At 37.6% G+C, this 24,695-nt stretch carries 18 protein-coding genes and 3 pseudogenes; 6 read left to right on the forward strand and 15 right to left on the reverse strand.

Features of this window, described 5'->3' with window-relative positions; translation table 11 throughout:
- Positions 1 to 9: 9 nt before the first annotated feature.
- The gene (locus JOE23_RS18210; RefSeq protein WP_204439510.1) at positions 10 to 2,109 is read right to left on the reverse strand and encodes a PRD domain-containing protein; all 2,100 of its coding nucleotides are present in this window, start codon (positions 2,107 to 2,109) and stop codon (positions 10 to 12) included.
- Between the two features lie 278 nt (positions 2,110 to 2,387).
- Complete coding sequence (locus tag JOE23_RS14560; RefSeq protein WP_204439512.1) at positions 2,388 to 3,803, reverse strand: PTS mannitol transporter subunit IIBC; 1,416 nt, start codon at positions 3,801 to 3,803, stop codon at positions 2,388 to 2,390.
- Between the two features lie 347 nt (positions 3,804 to 4,150).
- Here JOE23_RS14560 and JOE23_RS18000 point away from each other — a divergent pair.
- The 5 genes and pseudogenes from JOE23_RS18000 to JOE23_RS14585 form a co-directional block, all read left to right on the forward strand.
- Positions 4,151 to 4,321, forward strand: a pseudogene (locus JOE23_RS18000) (LytTR family DNA-binding domain-containing protein); the annotation flags it as partial.
- A gap of 214 nt (positions 4,322 to 4,535) precedes the next feature.
- Entirely contained in the window at positions 4,536 to 5,351 is an 816-nt protein-coding gene (locus tag JOE23_RS14570) for an ABC transporter ATP-binding protein (protein ID WP_204439514.1), read from the forward strand.
- Positions 5,352 to 5,376: 25 nt separating this feature from the next.
- Positions 5,377 to 6,354 carry an ABC transporter substrate-binding protein gene (locus JOE23_RS14575; protein WP_204439516.1) on the forward strand — a complete coding sequence of 326 codons (978 nt, stop codon included), beginning with the start codon at positions 5,377 to 5,379 and terminating at the stop codon, positions 6,352 to 6,354.
- 4 nt (positions 6,355 to 6,358) lie between these two features.
- Positions 6,359 to 8,344 (forward strand): iron ABC transporter permease, encoded by a 1,986-nt coding sequence (locus JOE23_RS14580; protein ID WP_239585447.1) that lies wholly within the window; start codon positions 6,359 to 6,361, stop codon positions 8,342 to 8,344.
- 665 nt (positions 8,345 to 9,009) lie between these two features.
- Positions 9,010 to 10,167: a hypothetical protein gene (locus tag JOE23_RS14585; RefSeq protein ID WP_204439518.1), complete on the forward strand. Its 1,158-nt coding sequence runs from the start codon at positions 9,010 to 9,012 to the stop codon at positions 10,165 to 10,167.
- A gap of 654 nt (positions 10,168 to 10,821) precedes the next feature.
- Here JOE23_RS14585 and JOE23_RS14590 read toward each other — a convergent pair.
- The 5 genes from JOE23_RS14590 to JOE23_RS14610 all read right to left on the reverse strand — a co-directional run bounded on the left by JOE23_RS14590 (position 10,822) and on the right by JOE23_RS14610 (position 17,077).
- Positions 10,822 to 11,664: a metal ABC transporter permease gene (locus tag JOE23_RS14590; RefSeq protein ID WP_204439520.1), complete on the reverse strand. Its 843-nt coding sequence runs from the start codon at positions 11,662 to 11,664 to the stop codon at positions 10,822 to 10,824.
- On the reverse strand, positions 11,601 to 12,317 hold the full coding sequence (locus JOE23_RS14595; RefSeq protein ID WP_204439522.1) for an ATP-binding cassette domain-containing protein: 717 nt from the start codon (positions 12,315 to 12,317) through the stop codon (positions 11,601 to 11,603). The genes JOE23_RS14590 and JOE23_RS14595 overlap by 64 nt, the downstream gene beginning before the upstream one ends.
- Before the next feature lie 283 nt (positions 12,318 to 12,600).
- Complete coding sequence (locus tag JOE23_RS14600; RefSeq protein ID WP_204439525.1) at positions 12,601 to 14,175, reverse strand: metal ABC transporter solute-binding protein, Zn/Mn family; 1,575 nt, start codon at positions 14,173 to 14,175, stop codon at positions 12,601 to 12,603.
- A gap of 286 nt (positions 14,176 to 14,461) precedes the next feature.
- On the reverse strand, positions 14,462 to 15,433 hold the full coding sequence (locus JOE23_RS14605; RefSeq protein WP_204439527.1) for a metal-binding protein ZinT: 972 nt from the start codon (positions 15,431 to 15,433) through the stop codon (positions 14,462 to 14,464).
- A gap of 831 nt (positions 15,434 to 16,264) precedes the next feature.
- Entirely contained in the window at positions 16,265 to 17,077 is an 813-nt protein-coding gene (locus JOE23_RS14610; protein ID WP_204439529.1) for a MurR/RpiR family transcriptional regulator, read from the reverse strand.
- Between the two features lie 126 nt (positions 17,078 to 17,203).
- On the opposite strand from JOE23_RS14610, the gene JOE23_RS14615 reads away from it, so the two are divergent.
- Positions 17,204 to 19,054: a beta-glucoside-specific PTS transporter subunit IIABC gene (locus tag JOE23_RS14615; protein ID WP_204439532.1), complete on the forward strand. Its 1,851-nt coding sequence runs from the start codon at positions 17,204 to 17,206 to the stop codon at positions 19,052 to 19,054.
- Positions 19,055 to 19,153: 99 nt separating this feature from the next.
- Here JOE23_RS14615 and JOE23_RS14620 read toward each other — a convergent pair whose 3' ends face one another.
- The 8 genes and pseudogenes from JOE23_RS14620 to JOE23_RS14655 all read right to left on the reverse strand — a co-directional run bounded on the left by JOE23_RS14620 (position 19,154) and on the right by JOE23_RS14655 (position 24,549).
- Positions 19,154 to 19,240, reverse strand: coding sequence for an IS3 family transposase (locus tag JOE23_RS14620; RefSeq protein WP_420827547.1), 87 nt, complete (start codon positions 19,238 to 19,240; stop codon positions 19,154 to 19,156).
- A 301-nt stretch (positions 19,241 to 19,541) separates the two neighbouring features.
- A pseudogene (locus tag JOE23_RS14625) lies at positions 19,542 to 19,628 on the reverse strand (family 1 glycosylhydrolase); the annotation flags it as partial.
- Positions 19,629 to 19,654: 26 nt separating this feature from the next.
- Positions 19,655 to 21,088, reverse strand: coding sequence for a glycoside hydrolase family 1 protein (locus JOE23_RS14630; protein WP_204439534.1), 1,434 nt, complete (start codon positions 21,086 to 21,088; stop codon positions 19,655 to 19,657).
- A gap of 464 nt (positions 21,089 to 21,552) precedes the next feature.
- Positions 21,553 to 21,690: pseudogene (locus tag JOE23_RS14635) on the reverse strand (transposase); the annotation flags it as partial.
- 72 nt (positions 21,691 to 21,762) lie between these two features.
- Positions 21,763 to 22,131 carry an iron chaperone gene (locus JOE23_RS14640; RefSeq protein WP_204439537.1) on the reverse strand — a complete coding sequence of 123 codons (369 nt, stop codon included), beginning with the start codon at positions 22,129 to 22,131 and terminating at the stop codon, positions 21,763 to 21,765.
- Between the two features lie 23 nt (positions 22,132 to 22,154).
- Entirely contained in the window at positions 22,155 to 22,508 is a 354-nt protein-coding gene (locus JOE23_RS14645; protein ID WP_204439539.1) for a DUF2200 domain-containing protein, read from the reverse strand.
- 420 nt (positions 22,509 to 22,928) lie between these two features.
- Positions 22,929 to 23,999, reverse strand: coding sequence for a DUF4179 domain-containing protein (locus JOE23_RS14650; protein ID WP_204439541.1), 1,071 nt, complete (start codon positions 23,997 to 23,999; stop codon positions 22,929 to 22,931).
- Positions 23,983 to 24,549 carry a sigma-70 family RNA polymerase sigma factor gene (locus JOE23_RS14655; RefSeq protein WP_204439543.1) on the reverse strand — a complete coding sequence of 189 codons (567 nt, stop codon included), beginning with the start codon at positions 24,547 to 24,549 and terminating at the stop codon, positions 23,983 to 23,985. Before JOE23_RS14655 ends, JOE23_RS14650 begins: the two co-directional genes overlap by 17 nt.
- Between the last annotated feature and the right edge of the window lie 146 nt (positions 24,550 to 24,695).

The raw sequence follows: 24,695 nt of genomic DNA on the forward strand, positions 1-24,695 counted from the left end.
ACACTCCAATCATAATTTTTCATTAATAAATGTATTTAACTGTTGAGATAAATAGTGCTTAATCTTCTCTTTATGGCTTGATTCAAACAATGCCGTGGTCTGTTGATCACGAATAATTAAGCCACTAATAAAACTGAGCACTTCTAAACATTCATCCTCTGCATAAAGAGGGGATAGCATAAACAACAAGGTGTCTGTTGTCATCTCACGATTATCCATGCCTTTAATAGATAGTGGTGTACTTAAATGATAAATAACAAACGCCGGCTTTTTTACTTGTTTTTGCCTTGTGTGAAAAAGCGATAGCCTTGTACCAGGGATCCCTAAGCCGCCTAAAGTTTCCCTATCTAACAGCGCTTGATAAACGTCTGGCGTATTGACAATATATTGACCGTCTAATAGTTGGTCACAGGCTAATTTAATGACTGCTTCTTTTGCAAGTGATTCAGTCACTTGATAAACATCAAAGGATAATAGAAGTCCTAATGACACCCGTGAATAAATTTGCATCCGTTCTAACCTTTTTTGTATGTCTGTTCCCGTCAATCTCTCAACATCACCCGGTTTCGATGGGTTCGATTGATTAGTTAATGTTCTTCTCTTAATAATTGACTTTAATTTGGCTATTTCATTTTCAGTTAAAATAGGCGAGACAAGTACATAATCTTTAATTTGCTCTCTTAAAGGAATTGTTGAAACCACTAAGTCATACTTCTCAACCTCAATATGCTCTAACTCAAATAAAGAGCAATGGTCAATGTTGGCAATTTCATTAATTTCTTGATTAATTCTGGAACCCAGCATTTTAGATGTGCCAATCCCACTTGAGCAAATCACTAATGCTGATAACTTATGTTGACTTTCCCTTTGAATTGAAGCCGCTGCAAAATGCAATACTAAGTAGGCTATTTCTTCATCTGGAAAGCTAATACTATCAAAAACGTTGCGACAGGCTTCTTTAATGATCTGGTATAAGTCTTGATAATCCCGTTTTATTTCTTCCATAAGTGGATTATTAATATGCATATCTTTCTGGATCCGATAGATAGTCGGCTTCAGATGAGTAATCAAATCATGAAACAGGCTTTTATGATTGGTTAAAGGCACCCCTATCTTTTCCTCTACTTCTGTAATTAATGCTTTTGTGTAATAAATAATATTTACGGCGGAATCCTCTAACAAATAATCTTGATCTGACCTTAACTTAGCACCTAGTAAATGCATAGTTATATAGCCTATTTCATCAGCGGGAATTGACAATTGAAAAGCGTGTTGTAATTCTATAATTATTTTCTCAGCTATCTTATATTCCTTTGTATCTTTTAATTCATTTAAATAGTTTAAGTCAAAATGAATCCGCTCTCCTTTTTGGAGGCGCTCAATGGCTAAGGCAAGATGAACCACTAAACCAATATATGAACGATCTGCCAACTCATAAGGAAGCTCTTTTTTTATATGCTCGATACTCTTTTTAATCGTCACAAGCTTTGATTGGTCAACAAGTCCTAATAATCGCTCTGAAATAGAATCTATTGGTGGTTCGTTTTGGTTTTCAATGTTTTTTTTGATAAACAAGATAAAATCTAATTCATCAACATACTTAGAGATTAAATGACTGAGTGCTGCTCGCTTATAAGACTCTTTCCCTTCAACCTTAACGCCATAGCCACGTTTGCGTATCAAGGTCAATTTATATTCTTCCAAACTCGCTTCAAGTTTATCTAAATCATGGCTGACCGTGGCAACGGTAACATTTAACTCGTTTGCTAAAGTAAATAATTTAATCGGTTCACTTGACTCTAATAAAGTTGTTAAAATAATAGCATGGCGCTCTTCAGGCGTGTAATCGGTAAATTCAACTTGAGCCAAAGAGAGATCTAACTGTTTCTTATCTACCTTATTCCCTTCTAACTTAACACCAACGCCGGCTTTTTTGCTTAATGATAGATGATGATCAACAACAATATCTTCAACAATTTTTAAATCCCGATGAATCGTTCGACTACTTACATCAAGTATCGCTGCTAGTTGTTCAATCGTGATGCCGCTCTCATTATTTAATAACTCTTCGATTATCTTTCGTTCACGACCCGATATATACACATTCACCACCCTTTTCTCATTGATTGCAAGCCAACTTTGTTAACACCCTTTACTTATTTCTACCCTTATACCATAATAATAAGCCCAAGCATTATAGTTTCTCAACAAAACAAACAACTAATTTCGTCGATAAAGATGTTGACATTATTTAATAAGTAGCTTTTCTTCTACTTAACATCTTTAAATGTCAACGGTACGTCATCCACTTTTTTGTTAATATTTTTACTTTTCTAACCTGCAAAAAACAACCTTGTCTTCAGTCACACGAAGACAAGGTTGTTTGATTAGGCTTCACTTAAATCTTTAACAAGTTCATCATATTTAGGACTATTTAAAAAGTTCTCAACTGAAATGTGATAAGCATCTGCTTTCTTAGCCTTAGCACGATCTGTTAAATCTTTGTGGGTAATAATAATATCAGCATCATTTGGAATATCATTAATCGCTTTATTAATGACCTCGATATCAATATTTGCTTTATTGAATTTATCTCTTAGCAAGGAAGCGCCCATCGCACTTGATCCCATACCGGCATCACAAGCAAATACGACTTTATTAACATCTGCTGCAGTCACTGATGTCACCTCTGTTTGATCAAATGATCCTGCTACAGAACTTTTCTTTCCTTTCATTTCTTCCATTTTGCCTGCTGCTGTACTAATATCATCCGCTTCTTCTCTCTTATCTGCCTTTAGAATCACAGAAGCAACAAGGAAAGAAACAGCTGCTGCGACCACAACGCCTGCAATAACACCGACATAATTACCTCTTGGTGTCATCGTTAATAACGCAATAATACTTCCCGGTGAAGGTGACGATGTTAAACCAGCATCAAATAATGAGAAGGTTAAAACACCACTCGCACCACCAGCAATAGCTGCTAAAATAAGCATTGGCTTCATTAACACATATGGGAAATAAATCTCATGGATCCCACCAAAGAAGTGAATAATTGAGGCACCAGAAGCAGAAGCTTTTGACGCACCTTTTCCAAAGATCATAAATGCTAGAAGGATACCAAGGCCTGGACCCGGATTTGTTTCAATTAGAAATAAAATTGATTTTCCTGCTTCTAAAGCTTGTTCTGTGCCTAGTGGTGTAAACACCCCATGATTAATCACATTGTTTAAAAATAGAATTTTTGCTGGTTCCACTAATAAACTAGCTGCTGGCAATAAACCGGCATTTACAATGGCTTCAACACCTGCACCTAATGCGCGATTTAGACCGCTTACAACTGGCCCCATTGCTAACACACCAAACCCTGCAATAATCGCACTTACAATACCAGCCGAAAAGTTATTATAAAGCATTTCAAAACCTGAACGAATTTTCGGTAAAAATGGCTTATCAAATGCTTTCATTAAGTAAGCTGATAACGGTCCCATAATCATGGCACCCAAGAACATTGGTGTTCCAGCTGCACCGACAATAACCCCCATGGTTGCAATCGCACCTACAACACCCCCACGGGCACCATAGACCATCTTTCCTCCTGTATAACCAATTAATAATGGTAGTAAATAATTAATCGTTGGCCCGACTAACTCAGCTATAGTTTCATTCGGTATCCAACCATCTGGAATGAATAATGCAGTAATCAGCCCCCAAGCAATAAATGCGGCAATGTTCGGCATCACCATCCCACTTAAATAACTACCAAACTGTTGTACTTTTGAACGAACCCCTTGTTTTGACATGAGACATTCTCCTTTCAAATAATAGGTATCATAGATAATGACTACACCTTAATAATAAAGCGGTTACAGGGTTGGATTCAATCTTTACTAAATCTAGATTTGTCAGTTTCTTTGTTGACAAGATTAAACTACACCGATAATTTAACCCGTTTTGCTTTAAAAATGTATATAAAACGAAACTTCAAACAGTGGTTAAACAGATATATCTGATCTCTATTTTGAGCCCTTTACGACCGGTTATCTGTGATAAAGTGAAATCTTGTTGAACAATCAGGATATTAAGCGTTTACGATCAAAAATCGAACGTTTACGACATTTGTAATTAATATTTTGAAAACCTCCACCCGCGTTTTTACCGTTCTCACAAAAGCTATCTTGTCAACCTTGATTATGTAGAAGATATCAATACAAAGCAACGTCACTTAACCATGAGAAATGGCCATCAATGCTTCGTGGCAGCACGCAAGATAAAGGGTCTACAAGCAAAAGTAGCTGATCATTCCATAATAAACGCTTGAAACAGCTTTCTGAATTAGACACCTGTTTATAACAGAAAAATCAATGTTATTAACAGGTGTTTTTTTATGAATTTTTTCAAAAAATTCGTAATTAATCGCATGCTTTCATAATATTAATCCCAGATAAGTATACAAATCTTTTTTTAGATTTTGTTGCTTATCTCATTGACATAAGCTATAATTTGATATTGATAATCATTTTCAAGTAGGAGGGTTGCAATTGATTTCAGTAGATCAAGTTAAAGTCGGATATGATGATGAACTGATTATAAATGAATTAAGTATTACCATACCCAAAGGACAAATCACGACAATCATCGGACCAAATGGTTGTGGTAAGTCAACACTATTAAAATCTATTGCTCGTATTCTCAAAACAAGTGGTGGAGCAATATATTTAGATGGAAAATCAATTAGTGAAACACCTACACGTGAGGTTGCTCAAAAGATGGCAATTTTACCCCAATCAGCTGAAGCGCCAGCTGGATTAACGGTTAGAGAGCTTGTCACCTATGGACGCGCCCCACATCAGTCTAGATTTGGAAAATTAAAGTCAATTGATATAGAAGCGATTGATTGGGCATTAGAGGAAACAGGGTTGAGTGAAATTCAAGACAGGCCAATCGATGCCCTATCAGGTGGTCAACGCCAGCGTGTCTGGATTGCAATGGCCCTGGCTCAAGATACAGAAATCGTCATCTTAGATGAACCGACCACTTATTTAGATCTGTCACATCAGCTTGATATTTTACAGCTACTTGAAAAATTAAATAGTATACAGAAGAAAACTATCGTTATGGTGCTTCATGATTTAAACCATGCCTCGCGCTTCTCACATCACTTAATTGCTATGCGTGACGGAGCGGTAGTTGAGTATGGTGAACCACATCAGGTCATGACGGTTTCCAATCTGCAACAAATTTTTCAGATTGAGGCGATGTTGGCTGTTTGTCCATTCAGTCAAAATCCAATTTGTCTTTCATATGGAAAAATCAAGCACCAAAAAGAAGCAAGTTCAGCTTTAGGATAAACCATACTATAAAGGGGAATACACAATGAAAAAACGATTAATTATTGCCATACTTTTATTTACATTATTATTAGTAGGGTGTATGGAGCAAGATACATCAACAGATGCTGAAGCAACTGAAGATAAAACAAACGAGGAGTTTGTCATTACGGATAGTCTGGGAGAACAGACATTTGAAGGTGCTCAAGAACGCGTCGTAGCCATTGAATGGAGTATTGCTGAAGAATTATTGGCATTAGGTGTTCAACCTGCTGGCGTTGCAGATGTTGAAGGATTTAACACATGGGTAACGATCGACGCTCAATTGGACGACACTGTCGTTGATGTTGGCTTAAGAACAGAGCCGAATATTGAAGAAATTGCCAAACTAGAGCCTGATGTGATTATTGGTGTAGCTGGTTATCAAGAAGCGATGGTCCCTGAATTAGAAAAAATCGCTCCTGTTGTTTTATATGAAACAGCTACTGAAGAGGTTTTAGAAGATTTATATGCAAATACACTTGAAAATTTACGAACTACTGCTCAATTGGTTGGTAGAGAACAAGAAGCAGAGCAAGCCATTGCTGATTTAGAAGAACGATTAGCAGCCGCAAAAGAAAATATCGAGGCAGCTGATTTGCCAACGACCGAATTTGTCTTTACTCAAGCGTTTTCCGTTAGTGACGCACCAACATTTCGTCTTTTCACACCAAACGCAATGGTGAGCCATGTGCTTGAAGGAATGGGGTTAACAAATAAAATTCAAGATCAAGATGCAGTAGACTATGGCTTTATCGAAGCAAATGTTGAGGGTGTATCAAATTACCAAGAAGCGCTTTTCTTGCACACTGTTCAAAAAGATGATCCTCTATTTGACAACTTAGCCGATAATAGTGCTTGGAATTCACTTTACTTTGTTGAAAATGATGCTATGTACGATATTGGTGCTGGCGTATGGACGTTTGGTAGCGTCTTATCGATGGAAACATTGATTGAAAATGTTGAAGAGGCACTAACGAAGTGATCGTATGAAAATGAAGCCTGCTTTCTTATTGATTGGGACATTATTATTATTTATTGTCCTTGGCCTTATTCATGTCAGCCAAGGGCAAGCCTCAACAGGCTTTTTTAGGTTTTGGCAAGAGGTATGGCACGATGAGCAACAAATGAATTTTCTACTACATAGTCGAATGCCTCGTTTTGTAATCGGCTGTTTAACTGGTGCCGCTTTAGCTATAGCTGGTATGCTTCTCCAAACCATGACAAAAAATCCGCTCGCTAGTGCAAGTACACTGGGCATCCATGCCGGAGCCTATTTTTTTGTCGTTTGTTTTACAATCTTTTTTCCTGCAATCGGCCATGCTTTTCCTCTGCTCGTTACGTTAGCTGGTGGATTTACTGCAGCATTTTGCGTGACCTTTTTGGTAGGGAAATCACTTGATCCTGTTCGAATTGCTTTAACAGGACTAATTATAACCATGCTTTTTTCTTCATTAACAAGTGCATTACAGCTCTTGTTTGCTAATGAAGTTGCTGGTCTGTTTTTGTGGGGATCAGGTACTTTAATGCAGTTAGATTGGGGTGGGGTGACGTTTGCCGCACCATGGATTATTATTTTAGTTTTTATCGGCTTGCTGATCAGCCATCGCTTCGACTTTCTGTTGCTCGGTGATGATGTAGCCATTGGACTTGGACAAAATATTACCATTACCAAAGCGGCTGGATGGCTAATTGCAATCTTACTCACTTCAATTACCGTTTCGGTCGTCGGTCCGATTGGGTTTGTTGGTATTATCGCTCCACATTTAGTTCGATTAATGGGATTCACCAAACATCGTTCGATGATTATTGGCAATATCATTGTCGGCGCAAGCTTACTCATTACTGCTGACATATTAGTCCGGATTATCTCCGAAACATCGGAATTGCCAGTTGGGGCAATGACCGCAATTATCGGGGCACCTTGGCTTATTTATTTGGCATTAAAAATGCGTAAGCAAACACGTGCTTCAGGTAGTGCTTTAGAAGGAAAAGTACGGATCGTACGTTATAAGCCTTTCTACTTTATGATCGTTCTAGTAACATTACTTTTAATCGTCATTAGTCTGTCCTTTGGTGGGACGAGCTTCACTAGGCTGATTGAACTCCCCCAAGAAATGATGCACAACAGCTATGTATGGGACTTTCGTGTTCCACGTGTGCTTGTGAGCTTTTTAATTGGGATGCTGATGGCAGGAAGTGGTTTATTAATGCAAACCGTTCTGCGTAATCCACTAGCTGATACATCTGTTTTAGGAATTTCATCAGGTGCTAGCGTCTTTGCGATGTTATTCTTGCTCGTCTTTCAACAAGCACCGATTTCCTTTGTGGCTGTTGGTGCTTTTATAGGTGCTTTTTTAACAATGGGGATGATTCTTGTCATTAGCGCAAGAAGCGGCTTTCAACCAATGATTCTTATTTTAATAGGTATTGCCATTTCTGCCGTTGGTTCGGCGATTATCCAAATTCTATTAGTACGCGCTAACCTTTATGCAGGACTTGCTTTAACGTGGTTGGCTGGTAGTACTTACGGGACCAGTTGGAATGACTTTATAATCATCGGCGTTGCTAGTTTCATTATTTTACCGATCATTATTCTATTTGCTTCTACCTTCGATATTCTTTCGTTCGATGATGAAGTCTCGATTGGACTCGGGGTAAAAGCAAGCCAGATGCGTCTTTTAATGATCATTCTTGCTGTTGCATTAACGGCGATAAGCGTTGCTGTTGTTGGAACAATAGGTTTCATCGGATTATTAGCACCTCATATCGCAAGGCAGTTAGTCGGACCGAAATTAATCCGACTGCTTCCGTTAAGTTTAATGATTGGTGGTATATTATTGCTTAGCGCCGATTTCTTAGGGCGATTTTTGCTGGCGCCAAAAGAAGTTCCATCTGGAATCATCGTTTCATTAATTGGTGCACCGTACTTGCTTTATTTGTTGAAGAAGATAAATAGTGTTAAGGTGAAATAATCCCTTGCCGTTCGCGCATAAAACGAACCTTCAATCAGTGGGAGTTTTCGTCCTTCTCCCACTAATGGTTAGTTAAGTGAATCAAGAGATTATCGCCGTTATCACCCACCTCAATCGATTTGCTCTACTCTCTATTTTGAGGGGGATTTTACGGGCGATTATCTGTGACAAAATCAAGCTCCAAAACAGAATCCGTTTTGATAAAAGAGAGAAGCCTTTACTCATTTTAAAATAAAGCTTATTACTTGCTCGTTTTAAACACCGTTTATTTCAATCCACTCATCTTATCTCTATGATAAGTACTGCTTATCATACCGAGACCTTTTTTTCTTTATTACTCAACTTTCTCATCCAAATTTTCAGGTTCAGCCAAGATAGCATAAGGGTAACCCTAATATTAAATATAAGCGTTGACTTTGAATATAGATTTTCGATTGATTATAAACCTTTCGTCTTAGATTCGCAGGTGAGATATGTTCCGCTTTCCGTGGGTGTGGCTTTGGCTTATTCATTTAACACTCAGAAAATTTCATGGAGATATTTTTCATTCCATCACTTTTATCTACTCTCTTGTGTTTGCTTAATACCTTTATTGGGTAGTAGTTATACAAGCATTTCAATTTGCAATGTTAGACGTTGAAAACAAAAATGGGGGAGAAAATGAAATGAAGAAACGGACCTTTATCGTATTTATTATCACAATATCGCTATTAGTCGCATGTGCTGACACTAGTGAAAACATGAGAGAGACAGAGAATGACACAACACCTACAGAAAATACTAGCGATCAAAATAATGATGAAGAACAACCTGATGCAGATCTAGACCACTATACAGAAAAAGAGGTTATCGAAGTTGACGGCTATGCAAACAATCAGGTCTTTTCATTTTCAGGTGAAGGAAATAGATTGCTTTGGGGAGAGGCTGATGAGCGACTCTCTAATACAGAGCGTGCATATGTCTGGATAAATGGGGAAATAACAGAACTTGATTTCAACACGGACAATATAAGTTCTATCTTCATGTCAGAACAGGGGAAAGTCATTCGGAATCAAGCGGATTGGGACTTGCCAGTTGAAGAGCGACATGCCATCTTAGCCTATGATCCTGAAACAGAGGAAACCACCAAATATGTCATGGACAATGATTGGGATGAAATTCTAACACCTTCTCGATCGAATTATAATGAAGATCCTCACTTTTATCATCGTTACTTAGATTATGATGAAAATGTGACCATAACATTTTGGGACATTGAAGAAAATGAAGTTACGGCATTAGATATTACTGAAACAGTCTATAACGAAACAGATGAAGAACTGAGCCATTACCCACGTATTGCATTAAAAGAAGGGGAAGACGAACTCATTATTCTTGTCTTTGATGTTGGTATATTAACCTACGATTTAGAGTCTGATCACTCAGAATTTATCCTTACTACTGAGAATTTATTCGCACATAATGAACGATCACAATCACGTATTTTAACATATGATGATCGCTACGCTTTATATGCTACATTTGATGAGAACGATGATATGACCCATATGGCTTTTGATTTAGAAGAAGAAGAGGAGATAGAAATTGGGATGGGTGTCGCCACTTTTCCATTGTATGATGGAACGATTATCCTTTTCGATTATAAAAACACATTTCAACATTTTGACCCTAGTAGTGAACAGCTAACAGCGTTACATACTCCTGAAATGTCTGACGATGATAGCATCGATAATTTCACTGTGAGTGCTGATGGGTCAACGATTGCTTATGTTATTCGTAACGAAGACAATGCATCCACCCTCCACATCATAGAACAACCTTGAGTTGGGACAAAACGAAGCTGAAGTCATGAACATCCAAACAATCTGGACAAAGCATAGGCAAATACGAAGACGCCTCGTAAATAAAGAACGATTTCCTTCGTGCGATGTATGGCTGACGACACTTCCCTTATCCTATGGGTATAGCACGAGCTGAAGATCCACTATGTGAAATATTCTTCTTCACACAGTGGATCTTAGACTAAACCCGTCACCTCGTGTGACACTGACCTACATCCTGTAGGTCAGTGGTCGTGCCCACGGTTAGGGAGACACCGAGTTTATCAAGATGTCTCCCTTGTGCTTGAGAGTGAAAACGAAGTATTTTGCTGAAGCGTTATATATGTTTAGATATTAATTGATCGGATTTTAGGTTTCTAATGACGCTTTTGTCTCAGGCTCTAACTAATCAATTGGGTTCACAATTATGTCTATCCTTTTCATATAGCTCAATTTCCAAACATTTAACGTTCTCACTTAACCATGCATTGCGCTTTCTGAGCTTGCTATCCAGCTCAATCATCCACTTACAGTAATCAGTAATTATATTGGCCAATGTTAATCCAAGACCATTGCGTGGTACGAGAAGCGTTGATGAAAAGAATAGGTTTAACTTGTGCCTATATATTGTAGCAGTTATTCTACATGCAAGCTAAACTATGCATCTCTTCTACTCAATAATCTTCCTCGTTTTATTTGGAGAAACCATTTCTTAACCAACACCGTTATACCAAAAATGATAATAAAGATTAATGTAATCGTTGCGCCAGGCGGCGTACCATATCCATAAGACCCAATAAGCCCCGTAAACATACCCGTTAATGCGATAATTACGCCAATCATAATTACGCCATTAAAACTTTTGCTTAGTCGCATTGAAATCGCTGCTGGCAAAATGAGAATCGCAGAGACCAATAAGGCACCAACAATCGGCATAATCACCGCTATTGTTACGCCTGTTAGAACATTAAACAAAATCGACATCGTTTTAATAGGTAAGCCAGCTGTAAATGCCGTTTCCTCATCAAACGTTAATATATACATCGGTTTTCGAAAGACTAAATATAATAGTCCAATCATAATGGTTAACCCAAGTAACATCCATATTTGTTGTTCACTAATCGTAACGATCGAGCCAAAAAGGAATTGATTCATACTTAAGGTTGCCCCACCTTGATTTAACCCCATTAAAACGAGTGCTAAAGCCATTCCCCCAGACATTAAAATCGCAATTGAGATTTCTGAGTACGTCCGATACAACATGCGTAAATATTCAAGTAAAATCGCAATGGCTACGACAACGAAAATATTTGTCCATGTCGGATTAACTCCAATTAACATCCCTAATGCAACACCTGCTAGCGAAACATGTGAAAGCGTATCAGCCATTAAAGATTGTCTACGTAAAATTAAAAATAGGCCGAGCATCGGTGCAATTAATGAAATGAGGAATGATGCTTGGAAGGCTCTTTGCATGAATCCATAGAAAAACATCTCCAAGGTGATCCCTCCTTCCGCACAAGCTGTATATGCTTATCAGCATAGCGCCGAAGCTCTTCATGGTCATGAGTAACCATTAAAACACCTTTACCATGATCTTTGCTATTATGCTTTAATAACTTATAAAATTGCTCTCGAGAATGAACATCCATGCCTGTTGTTGGTTCGTCCAATACAAACAAATCGGGATCTGTTGCAAAGACACGCGCAATGGAAATGCGTTGCTTTTGACCACCAGATAATTCACCGATTTTCTTATTACGCATGTCCCACATCCCGACTGACTCCAGGGAACGACGTACATGCTCTTTATCCTGCTTATCTAATTTTTTAAACCATTTGCCTCTCTGGAAACGTCCAGACTGTACGAGCTCAAGCACTGTACTTGGAAAGCCTGCATTAAATGATGCCACTTGTTGAGGAACATAGCCGACAACAAGCTTATCATTCCAGCGATTTTTCGTAGACACGTTAACATTTCCCTTGGTTGGCTTAAGCAAGCCTAAAATATTACGTAACAGCGTGGTCTTCGCTGCACCATTCTCACCTGTCAACATGACAAAATCCCCTGAATTGACTTCGAACGATATATTTTCAAGTACAGGTTCATCTTCATAGTGAAAGGCAAGGTTATTTACTTTAATATACTGCACTTTAATGCGACCTTTCTATAATTATATTTATGAATACTTTTTTATTATACGCTTACTTCACCATTTTGAAAAATATAAGCTTGCCACTTTACCCCATAGCGAATTGGAAACTGTTATATTCAACATGGCAAAACCCCAGTTTCTGTGGCATACTTTAATTTAGTAGAAAAACCGAGCGATTCATGCTTCCCCTAACATGCAAAAAGTCATAAGAACTCTATAAGCTTATCATTACAACTTATAGAGTTCTTTATGCTTTACTATTCTATTGAAAAATTTTACATTAATGAATACTTAACTGTAATGCTTCTAAGTTTTCACGCATGGCTTCTATATAACCTAAATCATCTGCCATTAGTTCTTCCGATAATACCTCTAAATCATGTAATACCGCTGTCTCTGTACCTGTCTCATTAGCCACTGTTTGAGCAATAGCTGAATTCGCTCCATGTTGATAATAGATAACAGGGACATCGTATTCCTCCACTAAACCACCAATCTCTGCAATACGAGACGGGCTTGGTTCAACTTCGGTAGATAAGCCGCCAATCGCGACTTGTTCCAGATTATAGCGATGGGCAATGTACCCGAATGCTTGATGTTGCACAACAAAGACACGATTTTCCGCATCTGTAAATGCTGTTTCAAACTCTTCATGCAATGTCTGTAACTCTGCATTAAAAGTTTCCGCATTTTCTTCATAAATCTCTTGTCCATCAGGATCAGCTTCAATTAAAGCATCACGAATGGCATTCACTTGCTCTTGAGCTAAAACCGGATCTAACCAACTGTGAGGATCTTCATCTTCATGATCATCAATAACAATTTGAATAGGCTCTGATTCAGCATAAGCATGGTGATCATCATCATAGAGGACGGCTTTGACTTCAAAGCTGGCTCCCGCTGTTTGATACTCTAAACGATTTGTTTCTTGATCAGAGATAATTTCCCATTCATCATCGCTTGAAGCTTCTCTTTTGTACCAATGCCAATCATCATAATTAACTTCTGAATCTAACTGTGCTTCAAGTGTGACGACATCACCTGTATGATAATGGTCAGCCAACCCCGTTATCTCAATTGTTTCAGCTTCATCCTCATGGTGGTTATGATCATGATCTTCATGGTTTTCATCGTCATGATCCCCGTGATGTTCATCGCCGTGATCATGGTTATCTATAACAATTTCTACGGGTTCTGATTGTGCATAAATATCATGACTATCATCAAAAAGGACTGCTTGCACTTCAAAGCTCTCATCTGTTGCTTCGTATTCGAACGCATTTGTCCCTTGACCAGATACAGTTTCCCATTCACTATCCAAATCCTCTCTCGTATACCAATGCCAATCATCATAATTAACATCTTCGGCTAACTCAGCTGTTAATTCAATCATATCACCTGTATGATAATGGTGAGCGACCCCATTAATCACTATACTTGACTCATCTTGAAGATCGTGACCATCACTACTTGTATCGGTCAGTTCAATCCCCTCAGCTGCTCGTGCAACAATAAGATCATCATTTTCAATCGTATTTAACAAGCTCTCTGCCCAGAACTCCATTTCTCCACTGCTATACACAAATACATTTGCATCATTGACTGCCGCTACATCTTGCGCACTTGGTTCGTAATGATGGGCATCTTCACCAGCCGAAACCATTAACGTTACATTAGCGCGATCACCCGCAACTTGTTTGGTGAACTCATACATCGGATAAAAAGAAGCAACAACATTAATTTCTTGTTCATCTCCTGCACCACTTGTATCTGCATCATCTTGTCCACACCCAATAAGAACAACACTTACAACGAACATAATTAAAAAGGCAATTAGCCATTTTCGCTTGAACATTTTTTTCTCCCCTTGATAAACATTAATTAAATCGTAATCATTACGAATGAAATGTTAACATCCTTTTCTTTCATCTGTCAAGCGTAAAGGACATCACCTGTTCTTCGTTGCTATCTCGCTCCGTGGAAACACGCTAGCAATTACATTTAATCTTTTATTCTAATAAATACTTAAAAATCAGTTTTATAACATTTGAAGCATACCATTAAGAAAAAAACTATAATGGTATGCTTATTTTATAGTCTATCGTTAAGTTATATGCTAAGTTCTTAAAATAAGTTTCTTCTTAATGAGCGAGCATGTCACGAACCAGACCATCAGCATCTAATTCAGATGGATAATACGTTGGCCAATGCGTAACTTCCTCTAACAATTCCTCGCGATCGTCTCCCCAATATAAATGGAAATGATGTGAATCTACTGGGAAAATATTGTGATCACTAAATTGAATGTATTGAGGCATGTCTTCTGATCCATCAACTAATGTAAAGATAAACCTTACACCTCTGTTCCCTCTCTCATACGTAAGAATTTCGTATCCGTCATATTCATACGCTCCAGAAGCTTCCTCTCCATCTCTATAGAAAGTAAAGACATCATCTTCAATCACAATACGTTCTACATCCGTTTCATAGCCGACCGTATAGTAATCTTTATATTCTTCAGCAGTCATATCTCCTTCTTCAGCTTTGTGCTCAAATACTTCATCTAAATCTCCTGAAAGTAGATATGGGTAAACCGACTGCCAATCTCCATGCCAATCAGATAGCTCGCGATCCTCAATTTGATCATCTTCAAAGTAGCCGTCATAAATTTGCTTACTTGCTTCATCATCCCCATGATGATCATCAATCACTACAGTAACAGGAGCAGATTGAGCATAAGCCTCATGGTCATTATCATATAATACCGCTTTAATTTCTAATCCATCAATCGTTGCTTCTCCAGTAAATACTTCAGTATCCATTCCAGATACAACTTCCCATTCATCATCTGCACCTTCTCTTGTATACCAATGCCAGTCGTCATACTCTGTTTCTTCATCGAAAACAGCCGTTAGCTCAATCGCATCTCCCGTATGATAGTGATGTGCAACCCCTTCTATCTCAACAACCTCTGGTGCCTCTTGGTCTTCGTCTGTATGTACTTCCTCTTCTGCATCGTCAGCTACAACGTCCTCTTCTTCTGTTGCCTGACAAGCTACTAAATATACACTCAAGAAAAATACACTAAATAAAAGAATAAGTGATTTCTTCATTTTTTATCTCCTCTCCATTCTTAAAACGTAATCATTACGCTTTATAACTTTACACCGATCTCACCTTACTGTCAAGAAATTTCCGAAAAAATTTTTCAAACAAAAAGATTGTTAAAACGTTAAGCAACGCTTCAACAATCTTCACTAAACCAATTTATAAAACAAACCTCCAATCAGTGGGCAGAGGGCTACAGGATGTAGGTTATGCAGACGTGGGACTACAGGATGTAGGTCATGCAGACGTGGCCACAGGACGTGGCGGTCTTAGTCTGTAATCCTTCTAAAGATGTGGTGGTTTTAGTCTACGATCTTACCCATCCATTAATGGTTAATTGAGTGAATCAGGACATTAGCCCCCGTTATCATCCAACTCAATCGATTGACCTCTGTTCGCCATTTTGAGATGGGTGGTTTACGGACGGTTATCTGTGATAATTTTTGTCGTATTCACATTTTTTTAAGTCTAATAGACAGTTAAAGACAGCAAGTGAACTTGGCATTCACTGCGACAAAAAGCTATCATTTTTTGCACCAGCGTCTGCATATAGAATCGAGCCAGTCCGACAGCCGATCAAAACGGGAATTGCAATCTAATTGCATCATGGATTTTCGACTCCGATATTTGCGAGCATTTTTTTGTGGAGACGAAAACCTCGACCTGGTGATGATTCGTCATCGATTTCATTAACACTTACACGTAATCTTCTTGTTTCCGTAGTTACAGCAAGCTTAAATTTAAACACTGCGGTTTTTTTGGCTGAATTTATTCCTTATCACAGCATATATTTCAGAGCAAAAATAAGCCCCCCTGACGGGCTATCCAAGCTAATGTTAGCAATCACAAGCTATATTTCTTAGATATCGATATCTCGCAATAATCATATCCGTAATGATTTGAAACATTATCGCATGTGTCTGATAATTTGTTTGGTGTGGGAAGATCACCGCTTCGCTCACAAATGGGAAATTTAGCACCTCTGGATTTGATGAAAGCACAATAACTTTCGCTTTAGTTTGAGAGAAACTGTTTTTTTTCGGTGTTCCTGTTCGGATTTGTTGTTTGGTTAAATAATTACCGGAGTTAGTGAAAACAATAATTAAAGCCTCTTCTGTTGCATTTCGTAAAAACTCATCTTGAGTCAAATCATTTTGAAACGTAGTAATAAATTTCCCACTATAGGCTAACTTAAGTTGGAAGTCTTGAGCAGCAGATTCTGAAAAAATAGTACCCAATGCGACAACTTTTTTATACTTATGAATTGCTTTTGCAATCCGATCAATTGTCGAGATATCTATGTTCTCCTTAAAATAAGAAACATCCTTTAGAATCGCATCAAAATATTGATCATAACCTTCTTTTTCCATTGAAGTTATGATATTCGATATATAATTTAAAGGGTTATTAAAACGATTCTCAATGAAGGAAGCATTGTCCTTCAAATCCAAATAATCATCGAAACCAAGTGTACGTGCAAATTTTGAAATGGTTGATTTTGAAACATCACATAATTTAGCCATTTCTCCAATACTTAAATTATGAATATCATAATAATGATTTAGCATTGTCAGCGCAATATGATGGTTAGTGGTTTCACTCGCTTGCCCGTTTAAGAATATGATAAGCCTGATAATAAGCAGTCCCATTTTAATTCTCCTTTCTTACAGTTTCCAAAATTCGAACTTTGTAATATTTGATACAAAACCTTGTTATTGTTAGCTTGTAAAGCGCTTTAAAAAGAAAAATGACAATTGAAAAAAGGAGCATAAACTATGGCAAAAGATTTTACTAATTTAGCTAAAACGATTGTATCACATGTCGGCGGCGAACAGAATATTGTTAGTTTATATCATTGCATTACACGGTTAAGATTTAATCTTAAAGACACAAAAATTGCAAAAGAAAATAAAGAAAAGATTCAACAATTAAATGGGGTTCTTTCTGTAATCGAGGGAAACGGTCAGTTTCAAGTCGTTATTGGAAATGATGTATCCGAGGTTTTTCAATCCATTATGAAAACCTACACTATTAAGAATGCATTAGAAGATGGAAGCGAAAGTAGTGAAAGTGAAGAAAAACATGGTAATGTTATTATTAGATTTTTTAATGTTCTGTCATCTATTTTTAATCCCATCATTATTACGCTCGCTGGAGCAGGGATGTTAAAAGCACTACTAGTTGTCTTAACAACTTACAACCTTTTAGATGCAGAGGGAAGCACTTATAAAATACTTTCAGCCGCGGGAAATAGTGTGTTTTACTTCTTACCCATTTTTCTAGCGATAAGTGCTGCACGAATTTTTAAGGTTAATATGTTTATTTCATTAGCCATCATCGCAGCACTACTTGAACCAAATTTCACAGGAATGATTACCGAAACGGGAGTTACCGTAGATTTTCTAGGCATTCCAGCCGTATTAATGGGCTACTCCGGTACAGTTATTCCTGCAATCGTTTCCATTTATGTTTATTCACATGTTGAGCGTCTACTTAAAAGAATTATACCAAAGAGTATGGAGATTTTCGCTCTCTCCTTGATTGCACTTTTGATCATGGTACCTCTCACCGTTCTAGTCATTGGCCCGATCGGTGTTATGCTTGGTGATGGGTTAGGGACAGTCATGAACACCATCAGTGACACGAGTGGGTTACTAGCTGGTCTACTAATTGGAGGGGGTTGGACTTTCTTAGTTATGATCGGCATCCATTGGGGTGTTGTCCCAATTATGGTAAATAATCTTACCCTTTATGGATACGATACCCTGCGTCCTATGATTGCTGCCGCTACCTTTGCTAGTGCAGGTGTTGCATTAGGGGTGTTCCTGAGGTCTAGAAATAAACATACAAAAGGTTTGGCCTTATCTTCAATTTTCCCAGCTCTTTTGGGTGGTATTACCGAGCCGATTGTCTATGGATTATCGATAAAATATAAAAAACCTCTCATTGCGCAAACAATTGTCGGTGCACTTGCAGGAGCATTTATGGGAGCGATGCAAACAAAAGCAATTGTCTATGTCTTCCCAGCACTCACAACTCTACCGGCCTTTTTTGGTGACACCTTTGGTTATTATCTTATAGGAATTACTGCTGCCTTTTTCGGAACAGCTATTTTAACCTATATTTTAGGACTTGGAGAAGTCGGAAAACAAGAAGAAAGAACAAAAGAAGCATCCAATAAACTTAATGTACTTGTTCCTGTCGATGGACAAGTTATAACGCTAGATGATGTAAATGATCAAGTGTTTTCTTCTAGAGCTACGGGAGATGGGTTGGCTGTATATCCGTCAAATGGCGAACTCGTATCCCCCGTAACTGGTAATGTTGTTACTGTTTTCCCTACAGGGCATGCTCTTGGAATAAAAACGGATTCAGGCACTGAAATTCTTGTTCATATAGGACTAGATACAGTTAATCTTGATAAAAGTATTTTTAACATTTCTGTAAATGCAGGTGAAAGAGTAACTCGTGGTCAGAAAATAGGTGAATTTGATCTGGATGCAATTAAAGAAGCAGGGTACGACCCAACAACCATTCTTGTTTTCACCAGTCAAATTAAAGAAGAAGATTTCGAAGTTGTTGATAAAGATGAGCAAAACGTAACTGAACTGACTAAGATTAACTGATATTTACCGTCAATTCGGAGTATCTCCTTCTACAAGGGAGTTGCTAATCAGATTTGAACTGCCCCCTGTCAAGTAGACAGTGGAAATAATAAAAAGAATCTAAGTGGCTTTAGCTCTATATTCCATAGGGCTAAGGCCATTAAACCGTTTTTGGTATCTTTTATGATTATAAAAATGGATGTACACATCTATTGCCTAATCTCTTCATCCATCATCTCACCTCTCAATAAGCGTAATATGAATTGGACAAAAACTATCGAAAAAATAGAATGCCATCCACTGTTGGGGAATGCCATTCTATTTTCTCTAATTCAATATCTTTACTGTCTAACCAAATGGTCTTAAACTAATTTTAGCGCAAGTCCTTTTTTATATCACATATTAATCTAAATCTGGACCAATCGCTTTTATCGCCTTGTTATACCAATCAAAATGATGACTTCTTGACAATTTCCCATCCCCAATTCGGAGTAGATTTATCAAAAATCTACACCTCAGTGACGGATAACCCTTTCCCACCTTGATCGAATTCACCCTCTACTTGATTGGTAGCTGTAGCTCCTCCCCATAAATATCCCCCGGGAAGTGACTACTCATTTTTTACACCTCACCCAAATAATCTGTAAAATCTATCTTTTCACCATTTGTTTGAATAATTTGCTTATAATAATTAAAACTCGCTTTCTTTTTTCGCGTTAAGCTGCCTGAACCATCGTTTTGCTTATCTACGTAGATAAAGCCATAACGTTTTTCCATCTCTCCAGTTCCTGCCGAAACAATATCAATTGGCCCCCACCATGTATAACCTAAAATATCAGACCCATCTTTAATTGCTTCAGCCATAGCAACTACATGATCTTTTAAATAACCCATTCTATCTTTATCAAAAATGTTACCTTTTACATCTAGCGCATCCCTCACCCCAATACCATTTTCAACGATAAATAAGGGCTTTTGATAGCGATCAGTTAGCTCATTACAAACATAACGAAGGGCAAGGGGATCAATAGGCCAGCCCCATTCCGTTTCCTCTAAATAGGGGTTCTTCTTTCCTAATAAACCACCCGTATTCCCTAAAATCTTCATTCCTGATTCATGTAGGGAGCTACGATAAAAACTAAAGCCAAGAAAATCACAGGTTCCTTCCTTTATAATTTGTAAATCCTCCGGTTCTATTAATAATTCCAACTTATTTTCCTTAGTGATTCGGCTGAAATACTTGGGGTATTCTCCTCTTAATTGGACATCGCTATAAAGTAAGGATCTTCTTCTTAACTGATAAGATTCAAATACATCATTCGGATTACACGTTGCTGCATAAATAGGGCTCAATGAGAGCATACACCCGATCTGATTATCTGAGTTAACGGCTTTTCCATTCAAGACAGCCTTCGCACTAGCAACAAACATATTATGACTTGCTTGATAGAGGGTCTGCAATTTCTCGCGCTCATCTCTAATATCTGTAATATCAATTGCTGCAGCTAAAAAAGGGATGGTATGGGTATGGTTAATTTCATTAAACGTCATCCAATACTTCACTTGGTCTTTATATCTGGCAAATACAACTTTTGAATATCTATCAAAATACTCAATTAGTTTTCTATTACTCCAACCACCATATTTGGTCACTAAGTGCAAGGGGGTTTCAAAATGAGATAACGTTACAACAGGCTCGATTCCTTTAGATTTCAACTTGTCAAAGAGCCGATCATAAAAAATTAACCCTTCCTCATTTGGTTCTTGCTCATCTCCATTGGGGAAAATTCTTGACCAAGCAATTGAGGTCCTAAAACATTTTAGTCCAAGTTCTGCAAGCATTTCAATATCTTCCTCAAATCGATGATAAAAGTCAATCGCTTCATGACTAGGATAAAACTCACCTTTTTTCAATTCTAATTTAACTTTCCCTATTCGCTTTTCTCCGACTGGCAAAACATCCGCTATGCTTAATCCCTTTCCACCTTCTAAGTAGGCTCCTTCAGCTTGATTAGCAGCAATAGCGCCCCCCCATAAGAAATCCTTTGGAAACATTAATAAACCGCTCCTTCACTTTTTATTTATATAATCTAGATCTTTAGTACCAATGAATTTGTATGCAGTCTAGGACATCTATATAAATCGATACATTTTGTCCTCTTCTGTTTTACCATAATTCTAACAAAGTTCTTAGTCATTTTACTTGTTATAAAACATGGCTTCATAGGTGTTTTCTCACCTAAATTATAGTGCAGAATATAACGCTGCATTTAAAAGTTCGCAAATGAGAAACCTTTCCATCATTAATTGAATATTCAGGTTTAGCTCCCCGCAGTTTTGGGACGAATTTCTGCTATCTTTATGTGACACTTTGTGTAAAATTAGAATGTGAACTTGAAGAACGCAAAAAAGGATGAGGGATTTTAAGAAGACGTCACATGCTCACCCAAAAATGGTTTTGAGTCAACGTCTTTAAATTAATAGCGGGGTAATACACGTAGCCTTAATCGATCATATCATTTAAGACCAAATGCACGACACTTAATAAACTTAGTCTGGTTGTTTAACCCTTTTACAAACCCGTTGTTATAGCCAGAGGCCAAGCTGTTTAGAACTTCTGATTGCCAATTTTTGAGCGGATCAATGGCTTGGATAAAACCAACCTTCAATCAGTGGACATTTTCGTTCTTCTCCCACTGATGGTCTTCTTTGAAAAATCATATTTATTATCATCTCCAAAACGTCGAACAATTGGCTTTATCCGATATATTAAAATCAATTATCTTTTCTAATAGTAGATAGTCTAACTCTTTATTCCACGGCATACGAATCAATTCTTTTGTATGATCATATCCAGCTTTTTTAATGTCTTCTTCTACATGTTGAATAGCCACTTGCTCAGGAGCGACCGCTAAATGCTTCTTAGCCACACTGAATCCAATAATAAAAGTTCCATGATCAGTAAACATCGGTTGATTCCATTTCATTTCTATTTTTAGATTAGGATACTTATCTTTTACCCAGTTCAACACTTCTTCTATACGTTCACGATGCGAATCATTAGCAATACCCTCTATAAAAGCTTGTAATTCTGACATATGAATACCTCCTAAATGAAAATTTATTGTTTTCGTAGTATTTTCTCCATCTTTTTTCCCTTGGCTAACTCATCGACCAGCTTATCCAAGTAACGAATTTCCTGCATCGTTGGCTCCTCGATATCTTCCACGCGGACACCACAGATCACACCCTTGATTAATGACCGTGAAGGATTCAATTGAGGTGCTTCTTCAAAGAAAGTTTCAAAGTTTGTCTGCTGTTCCAGTTGTGCCTCTAACTCTTCTAGATTATACCCTGTTAACCAACAGATAATCTCATCGACCTCTGCTTTCGTACGCCCTTTTTTCTCCGCCTTGGCAATATAATGAGGATATACGCTTGCAAAACTCATGGTGTAGATTTTATGCTTTGTCATGATCGTTTTCATTCCTTTCATTATAGTATAGTGTTGCTTATTATAATAAAAAATTCATATGTCTTCATATACGGATTTGACATGACTACAATCAGTATACCATGAGTGGCATTTCTAATTTGTTTAAGCATAGCTCCGCTAATTTTCTCCCATTCATGATAGTTACCAATAAATTAACAATGTAAAGAAACACCTTCGATAAAGTGCTCCTTTTAAATCGAAGGTGTTTTAAAGTGAGTGACATTTTCCATAAAATTCTTTATTGCTTCACATAAAACGAACCTTCAATCAGCAGACGGAAGGCTGCAGAATGTAGGTCATGCAGACGTTGCCACAGGACGTGGCGACCTTAGTCTGTAATCCTTCTTAAAGATGTGGCGGTTTTAGTCTACAATCTTACCACCCACTAATGACGGAGGGTTATCTGTGATAAATTCGAAATGATTCTAACTCAAGCTCATCCCAACTGTAATCCCAATTTTCTTCATAGTAGCTTATGTGAAGTATTGGTTTCACTTCAATATATTCTATATCCTCAGCAAAGACAGGCATCGTAACGGTCGTATTAGCGTAGACGTGCCCTTCTTGATGATGATTTGGATAATAAATATTGCCTAAATCATCAATGATTTGATAATTTACGTAAAAATCATGGAAATCGAGCTGCTCTCTGAGTCTTGCCAAATGGATTGCATGAGAAAATGAAAAATAACTAGAAATAGGTGTCAGTATCATATCATTAAATTGAATATCGATAAATTCATCGTTAACAACTTGTTGATTAATCTCAATCTTTTCATTATCAATAAGATCCAAGTTAAACGCGATCGACCAGTTCCCTTCTATCGTTTCTTGTTCTTTAACATCACGCTTATCATCTTCCACTTGCTTTGACCAGCTGATCTCTTGACCACGCACCCAAACTTGGATGGAGTCAGCTGGGTCTTCAATGGCTAACTCTACCGTCTCTAAGCCCGTATATTGGTTGTCAGCAACCTTACGAACAAAGGAGGGATAAGAACTAATCAGCTCCTTATTACCTTCTACCTCTAAAAAATCCACATACAAATACTCCCCTAAATCACGATCGGTTCTAATATCGTAAGCCACTGAAATACGTTCACCATCATAAAGGGCATCCGTAACCGTAACCGTTATTCCATTGCTAGAATCGGTTAAATCAATAGCTGTTAGATAATCAGCTCTATCTCCCATCAACTCAATATCGTCACTACTAAACCAACTGAACATATCACCCACAATCGGAATATTTCTTGCCACCGTGGGATTAATTAAAGCAAAAATGATATTACTTGCAATAACTAACGTTGTTATAAGGGCAACAAGATAAAGTTTGTTGTTATTTTGTTTGTCTGGTAACTGATTGAAGACGTGGTGCTTTATTCGTTTAACTTCACTTTCACTGATCGTTTGCTCTTGAAGCGGATCATCTAATTTCAAATCATTAAATATCTTATATAAATTTCCCATAAAACAAACCTCCAAGCGCTTTTTTATTTAACACTTTCTTGCCTCGATATAACCGGTTATCAACGGCTGCTTTACTAAGGTTTAACTTTTCAGCAATTTCTTGATTCGACATCTCCAAAAAATATTTCATAATGAAAATTTTTCGATCAACTGCTTTTAGGTTAGATAATTTGTTCAAGAGCTGATCTGTCGTTTCTTGCTTCATTACACTAGCTTCAGCCGATTCAACATAGCTGACGCCTTCATCCAATTCAGTAAAGATTGGCATACGATGCCATTCCCTTTGTTTATCAACTGCTTTGAACTTCGCAATCGTACACAGCCATTTTCCAAAATCGTCTTTGTCACCTTTAAAGTGCTTAATATTGGTGTATGCTCCAATGAACACATCACTTATACACTCTTCAACCAAATAATAGTCTTTATATGCCTTTAATGTATTAACAACGACACCTTTAACAAGACCAGCGTATTGATCGACAACATATTCAAGTGCGTCGGGATTCCCTTTTTTCATCTGCTTAATAAAATTAGCATCCGATATTTGCATGGTAAAAACTCCTTTTCATACAGCGAACCTTCAATCAGTGGTTATTTCCGGTCTTCGCCCACTTACGGGTAGCTAAGTAGCTCAGAACCTCCGTTGTCTCCCACCTAAATAGATAAGCGCTACTCTCCATTTTGAGGCAGGCATTT

Source organism: Amphibacillus cookii, from assembly GCF_016908375.1.
GTDB classification, from domain to species: Bacteria; Bacillota; Bacilli; order Bacillales; family Amphibacillaceae; genus Amphibacillus_C; species Amphibacillus_C cookii.